This window comes from Mesorhizobium sp. ISC11 (assembly GCF_037162595.1).
Lineage (GTDB): Bacteria > Pseudomonadota > Alphaproteobacteria > Rhizobiales > Rhizobiaceae > Mesorhizobium > Mesorhizobium ciceri.
The window spans coordinates 608,799-623,749 of the sequence record NZ_JAVSPW010000001.1; the positions used below are offsets into that span (position 1 = coordinate 608,799).

A 14,951-nucleotide genomic window follows, 5' to 3' on the forward strand; every position below is an offset into this window, starting at 1 on the left:
AAGCAATGAGCGCGGTGACTGTCATGACTTCCAAGGATGAGGTGAAAGCCGTCGGAGCAAAGCCGGTTTCGCGCGATGAGGGTGCAAGGCTGGGTTTCCGGCTGACATTGCCTGCGCAGATCCTGGTGCTGTTCATCTCGGCCTTCCCGCTGTTGATGCAGCTCTACATCAGCGTCACCGACTGGTCGCCCCTGTCGGGCACCGGCTGGTGGAACGCCTGGTCGATGTGGAACAGCTTTGCCAACTACACCGATCTCGCCGCCGACGCGCGCTTCTGGAGCGCGCTGAAGCGTACGGCCATCGTCATGATCGTCTGCGTGCCGGCGGAATTCCTGCTTGGGCTGGCGCTGGCGACACTGTTTGCCGACGATTTCCCGGGCAAACGCGTCTTCTATTCGATCCTGCTGATGCCGATGATGGTGGTGCCTGCCGTGGCCGGCTACATGTTCTTCATGCTGTTCCAGTCGGGCGGCCCGGTGAACGACATCTTGTCGGCGCTCACCGGATCTCCCGTCACCATCGCCTGGCTGTCGGATCCGACTCTGGCGCTGATTGCGGTGATGGTCGCCGACATCTGGCAATGGACGCCGCTGATGTTCCTTATCCTGCTTGCCGGCCTGGTCGGCGTGCCGGAGGACCAGATCAAGGCGGCGACGCTGCTCGGCGCCAATCCGTGGCAGCGCTTCGTCACCATCGTGCTGCCGAAGATGAAGACGATCATCATCATCGCGTTGGCGATCCGGGTGATCGAGAACTTCAAGATCTTCGACACGCTCTACATCATGACCGGCGGCGGTCCAGGCGTCGCTACCGAAACCATCTCGGTCTACATCTACAAGCTCACCACGCAGGACCTGATCTGGGGCTATGTGGCGGCGATCGCGCTGGCCATTTTGGTCGTGCTGTCGATCGTCGCGGTGTTTGCCATGAAGCGCATGGCGCGTGCACGCGAGGTACCGGCATGAGCGCCATCCACCTGCAAAACCTGGTCAAGAAATTCGGCGACTTCACCGCGCTGAAGACCATGGACCTGGCAATATCAGATGGCGAGTTCATGGCGCTGCTCGGCCCGTCGGGCTGCGGCAAGTCGACGACGATGAACATGATCGCGGGCATGGAAGAACCGACCGGCGGCAAGATCCTGTTTGGCGAGCGCGACATGGCCGGCGTGCCGATGGGCCGGCGTGGCGTCGGCTTCGTGTTCCAGAACTACGCCATCTTCACGCATATGACGGTGCGCCAGAACCTTGCCTATGGACCAAAAATGCGAGGGGCTGCCAAAGCCGAGATCGATCGCCGTGTCGGCGCCATCGCCGAGATGCTGCAGCTTTCGCCGCTGCTCGACCGCAAGGCCGACAGGCTGTCGGTCAATATATTGCAACGGGTGGCGATCGGCCGCTCGGCGATCATGGAGCCGGCGATCTTCCTGCTCGACGAGCCGCTCTCCAATGTCGACGCCGCTTTCCGGGCCGTCATGCGCACCGAACTGAAGCAGTTGCAGCGGCAGTTCCGCCAGACCATGGTGTATGTCACCCACGATCAGCTCGAGGCGATGACCATGGCCGACCGCATCGCGGTCATGGATCATGGGGTTTTGCAGCAGGTCGGCACGCCGCTCGAGGTCTACAACGATCCAGCCAATGTCTTCGTCGCCCGCTTTATCGGTGCGCCGGGCATGAATCTGCTCAAGGGCAGGCCGGCGGAGAGCGACCGCGGACTGGTCGTCGATCTCGGACCGTTGGGCATCACGCCGCCGCTGGCGGGCGAACTCGCAGCGGCCATGCGTGGTGCACGCGGCGAGGTGCTTTACGGATTCCGGCCTGAACAGGCGACGTTGGTGCAGAATGGGCAGGGCCTCGCAATGCCGGTGACCTTTGTCGAACGGATCGGTGCGCGCACCATCGTTCATCTCGGCCAGGGCGAGGCGGCTGTGAAAACGGTGTTCGACAATGATGTCGGGCTGGCTATCGGCGACACCGCTGTCATCGCTCCCACTACGTCGTCGGTGCGCGTCTTCGACGCCGCTACCGGCCTTGCGATGAAGGCAGGTTGAGATGGCCGATATCGTCTTCCGTAGTGTGACCAAACGCTACGGCAATACACTCGCCGTCGACGACGCCTCGTTCACCGTCAACGACAATGAGTTCTTCTGCTTCTTCGGTCCGCCGCTGTCGGGCAAGTCGACCATCCTGCGCCTGGTGCTCGGGTTGGAGACACCTGACACCGGCGAAATCCTGATCGGAGGCAGGCCGGTCAACGCGATGTCGCCGGCCGAGCGCAACGTGGCTATGGTGTTCCAGAACCTGGCGCTGTTTCCGCATATGAGCGCGCTCGAAAATGTCCGCTTTCCCCTGGTCGAACGCCGGGTCGCCGAGGCCGAGATCAAGCGGCGGGTCACCGACGTCGCGGCGAAGCTGCATATCGGCCATATCCTGCACAAGCCGCCGGGACAGCTTTCGGGCGGGGAGCGGCAGCGCGTGGCGATCGCCCGGGCTCTGGTGCGCGATCCCAATGCCTATCTGATGGACGATCCGATCTCGGCGCTCGACGCCAGGCTGCGCGAAGAAACGCGCGTCGAGCTGAAGCGCATCCAGCGCGAACTCGGCAAGACGCTGATCTACGTCACGCATGACCAGGAAGAAGCGATGTCGGTCGCCGATCGCATCGCCATCCTGGAGGACGGCAAGATCAGGCAGATCGGTACGCCGGCAGAAATTTACGACCGCCCGGCCAGCACCTATGTGGCAAGGCTGCTTGGCTCGCCGATGATGAACATCCTCAGATCGGCGCGTGGCGAGGGCGGTGTCGAAGCGGCTGAAGGCACGATCCGCATCGACGACAAGACAGCGCCCGCCGACGCCGTGGAGATCGGGCTGAGGCCGGAGGACATCAAGGTCAGACCGTGGGCGGACGGGGGCCCGGGCCGCCCGGCGCGAGTGTTCGAGGTCGAGCCGCTTGGCGGCTACACCGTGGTGACGCTCGCTGCCGGGCAGGCGCGGCTGAAGGCGTTGCTGCGCGGCCAGCCCGACATCCGGCCGGATGCCATGGTGGCGATATCCTGCGAGCCGGCCAGAGTGCATTATTTCGAACAGAGCGGCGGGGCGTTGGCACGATGACGGCCACCGCAAGGAAAGACTTTCGGGAGGAAGAGATGGCAAGCAAAGGCTTCGAGCCGGACGTGAAGGTCCGCACGAAGGAATACAAGATCGGCTGTGTCGGCGCAGGCATGATCATGGCCGAGTGCCATCTCGCCGCCTACAAGGAAGCCGGGTTCCCGGTGGTGGCAATCGCCTCGCGCACCAGGGCCAGCGCCGATAAGGTGGCGACGCGCTGGGGCATTCCGACCGTCCACGACACACCGGAAAAACTGATCGAGGACGAAAATGTCGAGATCATCGACCTTGCTTTCCCGCCCGACCTGCAGCCGGCGCTGATCCGTCACGCGCTGAAGCAGAAGCACATCAAGGCGATCCTGGCGCAGAAGCCGTTGGCCTTGTCGGTCGACGAAGCGGTCAAGCTGCGTGACGAGGCGGCCAAGGCCGGCAAGATCCTCTCGGTCAATCAGAACATGCGCTACGACCAGTCGATGCGCGTCTTGAAGCAGATCATCGACAGCGGCGCGCTGGGCGACATCGTCTTCGCCCAGATCGACATGCACGCCATCCCGCACTGGCAGAGCTTTCTCGAGGATTATGACCGGCTGACGCTCGCCAATATGAGCGTGCATCATCTCGACGTGCTGCGCTTCCTGTTCGGCGATCCCGACGAGATCACCACGCTGACACGCAAAGACCCGCGCACGACATTCGACCACTCGGACGGCATCACGGTGTCGACGCTGCGCTTTCCGTCCGGTGTGCTCGCTGTGTCGCTGGAGGATGTCTGGTCCGGTCCGCGCCAGGATGGCTACAAGGACGACCAGCACATCAATTGGCGCGTCGACGGCAGCAAGGGGGTCGCGAAGGGCACCATCGGCTGGCCGACGGGCGCTGCCTCGACGCTGACTTACGCTTCGACCGAGACGACCGGCGGCGAATGGGTCAGCCCGAGCTGGGACACGATGTGGTTCCCGCATGCCTTTATCGGTGTGATGGAGCAGCTCCAGCACGCGGTGAAGACCGGCACGCCGCCGGCGCTGTCGGTCGCCGACAACGTCAAGACCATGGCGCTGGTCGAGGCGGGTTATCGCTCGATCGACGAGGCCCGCACGGTCAAGCTTTCCGAAATCGCTACCTGATCACCGCAGCTGAAACACCAGACAACTGAATCGCTTACAGGGAGGAATTCACACCATGATGCAGGCAGGTATTTTCACGGGCTATTTCCCGTACGGCCTCGAAGAGACGGCGAAGAAGATCCGCGGGCTCGATTTCAACACGGTGCAACTCGACCTCCACTTCAAGGACGTCGACCTGTCGGCGGGGCAGATCACCAAGGATAAGGCCAAGAAGGTACGCGACGTCTTCCGCGATCATCACCTGCCGGTGTGCTGCATTTCCGGCTACACAAATATCATCCACCCGGACAAGGCCGAGCGCGACAAGCGCGTCGGCTACCTCAAAGAGATCATCCGCAACGCCCGCCATTTCGGCAGTCCGTATGTGATCTCGGAAACCGGCACCTACAACACCGAATCCGACTGGGTGCATCACCCCAAGAACAAGACCGAGGAAGGGTTCGAGGAATGCCGCAAAGTGGTCGCCGACCTTGCCCAGACGGCCTATGACCACGGCGCGGTCTTCCTGCTCGAAACCTATGTCAACAACGTCGTCGGCTCGGTCGAGGAGACGGTCAAGATGTTCGCGCAGGTCGATCACCCCGGCCTCGGTCTGCTGATGGACCCGACCAATTATTTCGAGACGCATAACATCGACAGGATGGACCAGATCCTGAACCAGGTGTTCGACACGCTGACCGACAAGATCAGAATAGCTCACGCCAAGGACGTCAAGCGTTCGGGCGGCGACAAGTCCGAGAAGCACGCCGATATCGGCGACGAGGACGCGCTGGAGAGCCATACATTCCGTGGCGTCGGTGAGATCGAGTTGCCGGCACCGGGCCTCGGTTCGCTGAACTACGACCTCTATCTCCAGCGGCTGGCGGAAAAGCATCCGAACATCCCGGTGATCATCGAGCATCTCTCGGAAGACGACGTGCCGAGGGCCAAGAAATTCCTCGACGGGAAGTTCCGCGCCAACGGTCTGTGACGGCCTTCTCGCGCCGCTGGTTCGCGGCGGCGCGGTTCGGTTCCAAAGTAAGGGAGGAGAAAAAATGTTGAAATTCGCATTGAAACTGGCGGCTGCCGTAACGCTGCTTGCCGGCGTCTCGTTGAGCGCGCCGGCAATGGCGCAGGATGGCCAGAAGACGTTCTACTTGCTGTCGCATGGCGGTCCGTCGGATGCGTTCTGGCTGGACTGGAATGCCGGCGCGACCAAAGCCTGCGACCAGCTCAAGGTGACCTGCAAAATCTCATTCAGCGGCGGCGACATGGCGGCGCAGAAGGAGGCCTTCAATTCCGCGCTTGCGGCCAAGCCCGACGGCATCGCCACCACCTCGGCCCAGCCGGGCTTGTGGACGGAAGAGGTGAAGGCGGCCAAGGCGGCCGGCATCCCGATCGTGTTCTTCAACACCGACGATCCGGCGACCGGACGGCAAGCCTATGTCGGTGCCGATCTCAAGGAGGCGGGGGTCACCTGGGCCAAGTATCTTGTCGACCACAAGATGGTGAAGCAGGGCGACAAGGTGTTCCTGCCGGTGGAAGTGCCCGGCGCCAGCTATCAGCAGCTGGAGACCGAAGGCATCGCCAGTGTCTTCGATCCGTTGGGGATCAAATATGATGTGGTCGATTGCGGCACCGACCCGGCCGGCATCATTGCCAAGATGACCGACTACATGGTGGCCAACAATCCGCCGGCGATCATCGCGCTTGGCGATTCCGTCGCGGCCAGCGTCAAGCGGGTGTTCGACGGCGCCGGCGTGCCGGCCGGCAAGATCCCGGTCGTCGGCTGGGGCAATTCCAAGGAAACCGCGGAAGCCGTCAAATCCGGTTTCGTCAACGCGGCCGCCTGGCAGTTCCCGTCTGCGCAGGGCTTCATGCCGGTGGCGCTGCTCGGGCTCGCCGCTTCGGGTGAGCCGATCGGCTACGACATCCACACGTTCAGCCTCTACGACGCCTCGAGCGTCGAACCGATCCTGAAACTCTACGACACGAAGTGAAAACCGGTGCCCGCGGCGCAAGCCGCGGGCGTCTCTTCAAAGCATGGTTGAAGCAGTCATGACGATCGCCGCAGAAGACGAAATGCCTGTCGGGAAACGCAGATCGAGCCTTATGCGCTCGCCGCAATTCTCCTCGCTCGTCATCCTCATTGTCCTGCTCGCGGTGTTCGCCATTGCCGATGCCAATTTCCTGTCGCCGCTCAACATCTCCAACATGATGGCGTTCCTGCCCGAGCTCGGCATCATCGCGCTCGGCATGACGCTGCTGTTGACGGCGGGCGAGTTCGACCTGTCGGTTGGCGCCGTGTTCGGGCTGGCGCCGGTCGTCGTCATGCTCCTGGTGCAGAACGGCGGCGTGGATATAGGTGTCGCCCTTCTGGCCGGGCTTCTGCTGTGCATCGCCATCGGCGCCATCAACGGGCTGATCGTCACCAAGATCGGCATTTCGTCCTTCCTGGTCACGCTGTCGATGCTGCTCGTGGTGCGTGGGGCAGCGCTCTACATCACGCAGGGCTTTCCGCTGAAATCCTGGGACCAGCCGGGTTTTTTCGTGACGCTGCTGGCCGGCAGCTTCAATGTCGGCTCGTTCCGGTTCTACACCTCGCTGTGGTGGTTCATCGGTCTCTCGCTGCTGGCAATCTACGTGCTGCGCTATGCCAAGCTCGGCAACTGGATCAGCGCCATCGGCTCGAACCGCAACGCGGCGGTGGCGCGTGGCGTGCCGGCGGACGCCGTCAAGGTGTGGCTGTTCATCCTGACTTCGGTTCTGGCGGGGCTGGCCGGCATGATCAGCGCCTTCCGCATTTCGGCCGCTTCACCGGTGGCCGGCACCGGCTACGAGCTCGAAGTGATCGCCATGGTGGTGGTCGGCGGCACGGCGCTGACCGGCGGACGCGGCACCATCCTCGGCACCATCGTCGGTGCGCTGATGCTGCGCGCGATCCGCAACGGCATTGTGCTGATCGGCGTGCCGGGCCTCGCCTACAACATCTTCGTCGGCCTGATCATCCTCGCCATGCTCATCCTGCACGCTTTGCTGCAGAAGAACGCCGCAAGGGGCTGACGATGGAAGTTCTCCGGCTGCAAAATCTGCAAAAATCCTTCGGCAGCGTCCGCGCACTGAAGAATGCGTCCTTTGCCCTCAAGGAAGGCGAGGTGGTGGCCCTGCTCGGCGACAACGGCGCCGGCAAATCGACGCTGATCAAGGCGATTTCCGGTGTGTTTCCGATCGACCGTGGCGACATCTATGTGCGCGGTGAAAAGGTTTCGATCCGTTCGACACGCGACGCGATGGACCTCGGCATCGAGACCATCCACCAGGATACGTCTCTTGCGCCGGATCTCAGCATCGCGCGCAATCTTTTCCTTGGGCGCGAGCCGGTCAAGCTGAAATGGCTGGGCGTGTTCGCGCCGCTCGATTTCGCCAAATTGCGAGACGCGGCGTCGGCGCTGTTGAAGCGCGTCGGCATCTCGAAAAAACTCGACGCCGATGCGCTGGTCTCGACGCTATCGGGTGGCGAGCGGCAGTCGATCGCGATTTCTCGCGCCATGCAGTTCGCCGCCAAGGTCATCATCCTCGACGAACCGACCAACAATCTCGGTGTCGAGGAAACCCATGGCGTGCTGCGCTTCGTCAAGGAGGTGCGTGACGCCGGTCATTCCGTGCTCTTGATCACCCACAACATCCATCACGTGTTCCAGGTCGCCGACCGCATCATCGTCATGCGCCGCGGCGAGATCGTCGCCGAGCAGACGGTTGCCGATACCGATCTCCTGACCGTGGAAAGCATCATCACCGGCGCCGACATGTCGGCGCTGCTGAAAGAGACGAGAGCGAAGTGAAGAAGTTGGCCGTCACATGGTAGAACTCTACGGCAAGACGCTTTCGCGCCGGCAGGTGTCGGAACGTTCGGGCATGCTGTCGCAATTTGCCGGCGTGCGGCTGATGACGCTTGGCGACGGGGTGGAACGCGGCATCCGCATGCTGGAGTTCCGCACCGGCTCGGGCCTGCGCTTCACGGCGCTGGTCGACCGGGCGCTCGACATCGCTGACTGCGACTTCAAGGGACAGGCGATCGGTTGGCATTCGCCGAGCGGTTTTCGCCATCCCGGCCTGCACGATTATGAGGGGGAAGGGGGGCTCGCCTGGGCGCGCTCCTTTTCAGGGCTGCTTGTCACCTGCGGCCTCGACCACATATTGGGCCGGGAAGAAGTGCCGGCCGATAGCTACAACTACCCGGGCAGGAAGACCGTGATCCATTCGCTGCATGGCCGCGTCGGCACCATTCCGGCGCGGCTGACCGGTTATGGCGAGACCTGGGACGGCGACCGCTGCGTGCTGTGGGCCGAAGGCACCGTGCAGCAATCGGCAGTGTTCGGCGAGGATCTGCATCTGATCCGGCGTATCGAGGCCGATGTCGGCGGCAACGAGATCCGGCTGTCGGATCGCGTCGTCAACCACGGTTTCAACCGCACGCCGCATATGTATTTCTACCACGTCAATGTCAGCCATCCCTTGCTCGACGAGGGTTCGCGCTATCTGGCGCCGATCCGCGACGTCGTCTGGGCTGGCCATGCCGGCGAGCGCTACCAGGCGCAGAAGGTGGGTTACCGCACGATGCCGGCGCCACAATCGGGTTTCAGCGAGCAGGTCTGGCAGCACGAGATGGCGGCGGGCGCCAATGGCGAGGTGCCGGTGGCAGTGGTCAACGATCAGCTCGGGCTCGGCTTCGAAGTGGTGACGCGCAAGGACCAGCTGCCTTGCGCCTATCAATGGCAGAATTTTCAGGCGGGGCAGTATGCGCTGGGCATAGAGCCCTCGACACACCATGTCTTGGGCAATCTCGCGGCGCGCGAGCGGGGCGAGATGATCTGGCTGGAGCATAGTGAAAGCCGTTCTTACGACGCGGTATTCCGGGTGCTCGACGGCGCCGGCGCGATCGCCGAGGCCGAAGCAAAGATCGCGTCGATCGCCAGGCAGCCGCAACAGGATTATCCTGCGCCGTCGGGACATTTTCCGGGATTGGCGGACAGGGCATGAGGCGAAACGAACGCTCCGGCTGGCGGGCCGGAAATCGGAGGTCGATGTGATGGAGAAAAAGCGCGACTACAGCCTGGTCGGGGAAAGCACGCGCATAGCGATCGAGACCGGGCTGGCCTCGGCCGAGTGGTATCACACCGATGTGCCGCGCAAGGCGATGAAAGAGCTGATGCAGCGCTCGGACGGCCCGGCGATCCGCGACACGATCATCTGGATCGTTGCCATATTGGGTTCCGCCGCCGGGATCGCCTGGTTCTGGGGCACGTGGTGGGTGGTGCCGTTTCTGCTCGTCTATGGCGTGCTCTACGGCTCGTCCAGCGACTCGCGCTGGCACGAGTGCGGCCACGGCACCGCCTTCCGCACACGCTGGATGAACGATGCCGTCTACCAGATCGCCAGCTTCATGCTGATGCGCAATCCGGTGACCTGGCGCTGGAGCCATGCCCGCCACCACACCGACACGATCATCGTCGGCCGCGACGCCGAGATCGCGGTGATGCGTCCGCCGGACCTGCTGCGCGCCGCACTCGCCTTCACCGGTGTTCTCGATTTCCGCTATTCGCTGCCGACGCTGTTGCGCAATGCGTTCGGCAGCATCTCGCCGGACGAGAAAAGCTTTATTCCCGAGATGGAGCTTCACAAGGTGGTCACAGCCGCGCGCTGGCATGTCGTCATCTATGTCGCGGCGATCGGGCTGGCGCTTTATCTGTGGTCGTTCCTGCCGCTGGTGCTGATCGGCCTGCCGCGCCTCTACGGCAGCTGGCACATGGTGCTGACCGGCCTGCTGCAGCATATCGGGCTGGCCGACAATGTCACCGACCACCGGCTGAACACGCGCACCGTCTACATGAACCCGATCAGCCGCTTCATCTATTGGAACATGAACTATCATGTCGAACATCACATGTTCCCGATGGTGCCCTATCACGCGCTGCCGAGGCTGCACGAATTGATCAAGCACGATCTGCCCGAGCCGAACCCTTCGATGTGGCATGCCTATCGCGAGGTCTGGCCGGTGCTGCTGAAGCAGCTTCAGTACGAGGATTATTTCCTCAAACGTGAATTGCCGCCGACGGCGCGGCCGTATCGGGACGAATTCCATGCACTGACCATTCCGGCTGCGGCGGAATAGGGGAAAAGCAGATGGCCGACTGGGTTGAAGCGTGTGGCGTCGACGATGTCGAGGAAGAGGATGTCATCCGCTTCGATCATGGCGGCCGTACCTTCGCCATCTATCGCAGTCCCGATGACGAGTACTTCGCAACCGACGGATACTGCACGCATGAGAAGGCGCATCTGGCCGATGGGCTGGTGATGGACGACATCATCGAATGCCCCAAGCACAATGGCCGCTTCAACTACAAGACGGGCGTGGCTCGAGGCGCACCGGTATGCGTCAATCTCGCCACCTATCCAGTGAAGGTCGAGGCTGGCAAAGTGATGATCCAGATCGGCTGACCTGCCGCCGAATGCAACTGAGGGAACCCTTTTGATGAGCCGAAAAAGACCGACGGTGGCGGATTTGCGCGCCATGAAGGGCAAGCGACAGCTGACCATGCTGCGTGTGCTGACGATGGACGAGGCCGAGGCCGCGGAGCGCGCAGGGGTCGACATCGTCTCGGTGCCGCCCGAATTGGTGCTCAACCCTGAGTACCGCGACGCGGCGCCCAGCCTGTTCACCATGCCGGGCGACAATTTCTACGAGATCGGCACGGCGGACGATTTCGTGCGCTGGGCCTTCCGGCTCTACAAGGCCGGCGCCGACGCGGTCTATTGCAGCGCCGGCTACGCCACGATCAAGCGGATGGCCGATGACAATATCCCGGTGATCGGCCATGTTGGCCTCATTCCTTCTCGCGCGACCTGGACTGGCGGCTTCAAGGCGGTCGGCAAGACCGCCGACACCGCCATGGATATCTTCGCGGCGGTGAAGCAGCTGGAGGCTGCAGGCGCCATCGGCGCCGAGATCGAGGTGGTGCCGGTCGAGGTGGCCAAGACGATCTCGGAGCGGACGTCGCTGATCATGCTGTCGATGGGAGCGGGTACCGGTTGCGATGCGCAATATCTGTTCGCCGACGACATTCTCGGCCAGAACCGTGGCCACATGCCCCGTCATTCCAAGGTGTATCGCAATTTCGCCGCCGAATATGATCGTTTGCAGGCCGAGCGTATCGCCGCGTTTTCGGAATATGTTGCCGACGTGAACAGTCTCGCCTATCCCGAAGACAGGCATGTGGTGCATATGGATCCGGCTGAACTCAGCCTGTTCATGAAGAGGGTCGACGGGGCGTGAAATCTCAAGGCAATGATGCGACGGACGAGGCCGCGCCGGTTCATATTCTCACGCTTTCCTGCGAGGATCGGCCGGGGATCGTCGCCGCCGTCACGGCGGAGCTTGCCGCGAACGGCGCCAACATCGCCGAAAGCAGCCAGTTCTGGGACCGGCAGACCAATCGCTTTTTCATGCGGATCGCCTTCATCAGCCCGCCAGGCTCGACCGGGGACAGTCTGGCGCGGGCCCTGGAATCGAGCGTCGACCGCTTCGGCATGAAGATCGCGCTGGTCGATCAGGGACGCCGCCCGAAGATCATCGTCATGGTCTCCAAGTTCGACCACGCGCTTCTCCATCTGCTGTACCAGATCAGGGTCGGCTGGCTGAACGCGGAGGTTGCAGCCGTCGTCTCCAACCACGAGGATGCCCGCCGCTTCGCCGAGCTGGAGGGCATTCCCTACCACCATTGGCCGACCACCAAGGAGAACAAGGCCGAACAGGAACAGAAGCTGCTGGACCTGGTGCAGCGGACAGGGGCCGAACTGGTCATCCTGGCGCGCTACATGCAGGTCTTTTCAAAAGGTCTGTCGGACCGGCTGTTCGGACGGGCGATCAACATCCACCATTCGTTCCTGCCGAGCTTTAAGGGCGCCAAGCCGTACCACCAGGCTTTCGACCGCGGCGTCAAGCTGATCGGTGCGACGGCGCATTACGTCACCTCCGACCTCGACGAGGGCCCGATCATCGATCAGGAGACCGAACGCGTCACCCATGCGATGAGCGCCGAGGATTTCGTCGCCGTCGGGCGCGACATCGAAAGCCGGGTACTGGCGCGCGCCGTCAAGCTGCATCTCGAAGCCCGCGTCATGCTCAACGGCCACAAGACCGTCGTCTTCTGAGAAGCCGCGTCAGGCCGGCCAATTTCCGCCGGCGAGCGCGGCGTAGAGCGCTTCGGCGTCGATACCGAGCGGCCGGTCCTCTTTCAGCATGGGGACGAGAGCGCGGATTGCCGTGTGAATTGCGGCGGTGCGCGGCGCCAGCGTGAAGCCGTCGCGCAGGTCGACGGCCTGCGCGGCGGCCATCAATTCGAAGGCGATCAGCCGCCGCCACAGCGCGATCATCCCTGCGCATTTCGCAACCGCCAGAGGTGTCTGCGTGGCGTGATCCTCGACGCCCTCCGACACGGCCAGAAAGTCGAGCATCACCGGATTGGCCTTATGGCGGATGGCGGCCAGGATCGAGGTCACTGTCTTCTGTAGCGGTACGAAGCCGGCGGAGGCGGCGCCGACCGGCGACAGATATTTCGGCAGGCCATTGCGGCCCGAACCGGTGAGCTGGATGAAGCGCGCGGCACTGGCCGCGGCACATTGGGCGATCGCCAGGCCGAGCGTCTCAAAGGCGAGCGCCAGTGCGGCGGTGTGGAAATTGCCGGTCGACAGTACCAGTTCATCATCGCCCAGCACCAGCGGGTTGTCGGCGGCGGCGTTGAGCTCGATCTCGACAGCCTGTCTCGCCTGGCCGATCGCCTCGATCAGTGCGCCATGGACCGACGACATGCAGCGGATCGACAGCGGGTCCTGCAAGGTGGTCGGTGCCGGCGCGTCGTCTCGGACGAGCAGATTGTGCAGCACCTTGGCTGCTTCCTGCTGGCCGGCTGCCGGGCGCGCCATATGCAGGCGCGGGTCGAGGATGGTGCGGTTGGCACCAAAACCTTCCATGGTCAAAGCCCCGGCATGCTGTTGCTGGGCCAGGGCAGTGAGGGCATCCGTCACCGCAAGTGCGCCGCTGCCGGCGGAAACCGCCGATGCGTTGATCAGCGATAGCCCGTCCTTGGGCGCCAGGCTGATCGGGGCGAGGCGCGCCATCATCAGCGCCTTGGCCGCCGGTATGCGACGGCCCTGATAGTCGGCTTCGCCTTCGCCGGTGAGCATGCGGGCGAGTGCCGTCATCAGCACCAGGTCGCCGGCTCCGATCGAACCGAGCGAGGGCATGACGGGATGGACGCCGGCATTGAGCGCGTCGAGCAAAGCAACGAAGACGGAAGACGAAAGGCCGGATCCGCCAACCGACAGCATCGCTGCACGCGCGGCCATGCTTGCCCGCACGGCATCGACCGGCAATCCTTCGCCGACGGCGCCGCTGCGTCCCTCCAGCAACTGGCGCTGGAAGGCTCCGGCATCGCCCTCTACAGCAGTGCCGAGATTGGCGCCGAGCCCGGTGTTCAAGCCATAGATCTGCTGGCCGGACGCTGCAGCCTGGTCGAGCACTCTTCGTGCCTTCTCAAGCCTGCCGATGACATCGGGTCCGATCTCCACCTTGCGCCCATCGCGGGCGACCGCAGCGACATCGCCGACGCCGACGCCGGTTCCGGTGAGGACGAGCGCGCTCATGCGAAGCGCAGCCTCTGACCGATGCCTTGCGCCCGCGCCTTGGCCAGCATCGCCTTGCCCAACGCGATATCAGACAGCGACAGGCCACGATGCCAGAACAGGATCGTTTCGTCGTCGCTTTCGCGCCCAACTTTCAGGCCGGCGGCGATTTGGCCGAGCTCGGCATGCAGCGTCTTCTCGCTCAGCCGCCCGGTCTCGACATGGGCGCGTAGCGAGCCGAACTTGCCGCCCTTGCACTGGCCCCAATCGTCGACGACCATTTTCTGCATTATGTCGGTCAACGACAGTTCCACCGCGCTCATCGTGCCATAGGGCACGACCAGCGCGCCGGGCCTGATCCATTCGGTCTTCAGCAACGGCTGCGGCTCCGGCAGCCGCGAGGCCTCGACGACGATGTCGGCGCCCTCGATGCAGCTTTTCCAGTCGGCCACCGCTGTGACCGTCTTGCCGAGATCGGCGGAGAGTTCGGCGGCAAAACCGTCGCGGCTTTCCGGGCGGCGCGAATGGACGCGAATCTCGTCGAAGTCGAAGAGATGGTCGAGCAGGCGCACATTCCAGTAGGCGGTGCCGCGCGCGCCGATATGGGCCAGCACCTTGGAATTCTTGCGCGCCAGATGCCTGGCGCCGATGGCGGTGACGGCGCCGGTTCGCATGTCGGTGATGACGGTGGCGTCGAGGATGGCGCGCGGCGCGCCGGTGCGCGGGTCGAACAGGTTGAGGATGCCGAATTCGGAAGGCAGGCCATGCAGGTAATTGTCGACATAGTCGCCGACGATCTTGACGCCGGCCGTGTCGAGCGGCGCGACGTAGCCGCGCAACACATTGAAATGGCCGTGGAAGGACGGGTCCGGCTCGAGATGGACGCGCGGTTCGATCACCGTCTGGCCCTTGCCTTGCGCCACCAGGCCAGCCTCGACGGCGGCGATGATTTCGCCATCAGTCATGGCAAGGGCATCGATGTCGAGGGCATTGAGGTAGTCGATGTAGATGGGCTTCATGTTACGCGTATACTCTCCTCGACGGCCCCATCCAT

Annotated in this window: 15 protein-coding genes; 13 read left to right on the forward strand and 2 right to left on the reverse strand. The window is 63.3% G+C overall.

Going from position 1 to position 14,951, the window contains the following annotated elements; translation table 11 throughout:
* Positions 1 to 5 precede the first annotated feature (5 nt).
* The 13 genes from RPF88_RS03205 (at position 6) to purU (ending at position 12,427) form a co-directional block, all read left to right on the forward strand.
* Entirely contained in the window at positions 6 to 965 is a 960-nt protein-coding gene (locus RPF88_RS03205; RefSeq protein ID WP_013530822.1) for a carbohydrate ABC transporter permease, read from the forward strand.
* The gene (locus RPF88_RS03210; RefSeq protein WP_337121677.1) at positions 962 to 2,053 is read left to right on the forward strand and encodes an ABC transporter ATP-binding protein; all 1,092 of its coding nucleotides are present in this window, start codon (positions 962 to 964) and stop codon (positions 2,051 to 2,053) included. Before RPF88_RS03205 ends, RPF88_RS03210 begins: the two co-directional genes overlap by 4 nt.
* A gap of 1 nt (position 2,054) precedes the next feature.
* Complete coding sequence (locus tag RPF88_RS03215; protein WP_337121678.1) at positions 2,055 to 3,116, forward strand: ABC transporter ATP-binding protein; 1,062 nt, start codon at positions 2,055 to 2,057, stop codon at positions 3,114 to 3,116.
* Positions 3,117 to 3,151: 35 nt separating this feature from the next.
* On the forward strand, positions 3,152 to 4,237 hold the full coding sequence (locus RPF88_RS03220) for a Gfo/Idh/MocA family protein (RefSeq protein ID WP_337121679.1): 1,086 nt from the start codon (positions 3,152 to 3,154) through the stop codon (positions 4,235 to 4,237).
* Between the two features lie 55 nt (positions 4,238 to 4,292).
* A complete protein-coding gene (locus RPF88_RS03225; RefSeq protein ID WP_013530826.1) occupies positions 4,293 to 5,207 on the forward strand; it encodes a sugar phosphate isomerase/epimerase family protein in 915 nt (304 codons plus the stop codon).
* Between the two features lie 64 nt (positions 5,208 to 5,271).
* Positions 5,272 to 6,216: a sugar ABC transporter substrate-binding protein gene (locus RPF88_RS03230; RefSeq protein ID WP_337121680.1), complete on the forward strand. Its 945-nt coding sequence runs from the start codon at positions 5,272 to 5,274 to the stop codon at positions 6,214 to 6,216.
* A gap of 58 nt (positions 6,217 to 6,274) precedes the next feature.
* Positions 6,275 to 7,279: an ABC transporter permease gene (locus RPF88_RS03235; protein WP_337121681.1), complete on the forward strand. Its 1,005-nt coding sequence runs from the start codon at positions 6,275 to 6,277 to the stop codon at positions 7,277 to 7,279.
* Positions 7,276 to 8,058, forward strand: a complete 783-nt coding sequence (locus tag RPF88_RS03240; protein ID WP_024501560.1) for an ATP-binding cassette domain-containing protein — start codon at positions 7,276 to 7,278, stop codon at positions 8,056 to 8,058. Before RPF88_RS03235 ends, RPF88_RS03240 begins: the two co-directional genes overlap by 4 nt.
* A gap of 16 nt (positions 8,059 to 8,074) precedes the next feature.
* Positions 8,075 to 9,256, forward strand: coding sequence for an aldose 1-epimerase family protein (locus RPF88_RS03245; RefSeq protein ID WP_337121682.1), 1,182 nt, complete (start codon positions 8,075 to 8,077; stop codon positions 9,254 to 9,256).
* Between the two features lie 49 nt (positions 9,257 to 9,305).
* The gene (locus RPF88_RS03250; RefSeq protein ID WP_337123846.1) at positions 9,306 to 10,388 is read left to right on the forward strand and encodes a fatty acid desaturase family protein; all 1,083 of its coding nucleotides are present in this window, start codon (positions 9,306 to 9,308) and stop codon (positions 10,386 to 10,388) included.
* 11 nt (positions 10,389 to 10,399) lie between these two features.
* Complete coding sequence (locus RPF88_RS03255; RefSeq protein WP_013530832.1) at positions 10,400 to 10,714, forward strand: MocE family 2Fe-2S type ferredoxin; 315 nt, start codon at positions 10,400 to 10,402, stop codon at positions 10,712 to 10,714.
* 34 nt (positions 10,715 to 10,748) lie between these two features.
* Entirely contained in the window at positions 10,749 to 11,549 is an 801-nt protein-coding gene (locus RPF88_RS03260) for a 3-methyl-2-oxobutanoate hydroxymethyltransferase (RefSeq protein WP_063172545.1), read from the forward strand.
* A complete protein-coding gene (purU, locus tag RPF88_RS03265) occupies positions 11,546 to 12,427 on the forward strand; it encodes a formyltetrahydrofolate deformylase (protein ID WP_337121683.1) in 882 nt (293 codons plus the stop codon). The genes RPF88_RS03260 and purU overlap by 4 nt, the downstream gene beginning before the upstream one ends.
* A 9-nt stretch (positions 12,428 to 12,436) precedes the next feature.
* Here the strand turns inward: purU and RPF88_RS03270 are convergent, their stop codons facing one another.
* Positions 12,437 to 13,918, reverse strand: a complete 1,482-nt coding sequence (locus tag RPF88_RS03270) for an HAL/PAL/TAL family ammonia-lyase (protein WP_337121684.1) — start codon at positions 13,916 to 13,918, stop codon at positions 12,437 to 12,439.
* Positions 13,915 to 14,916, reverse strand: a complete 1,002-nt coding sequence (locus tag RPF88_RS03275) for an ornithine cyclodeaminase family protein (protein WP_337121685.1) — start codon at positions 14,914 to 14,916, stop codon at positions 13,915 to 13,917. The genes RPF88_RS03270 and RPF88_RS03275 overlap by 4 nt, the downstream gene beginning before the upstream one ends.
* Between the last annotated feature and the right edge of the window lie 35 nt (positions 14,917 to 14,951).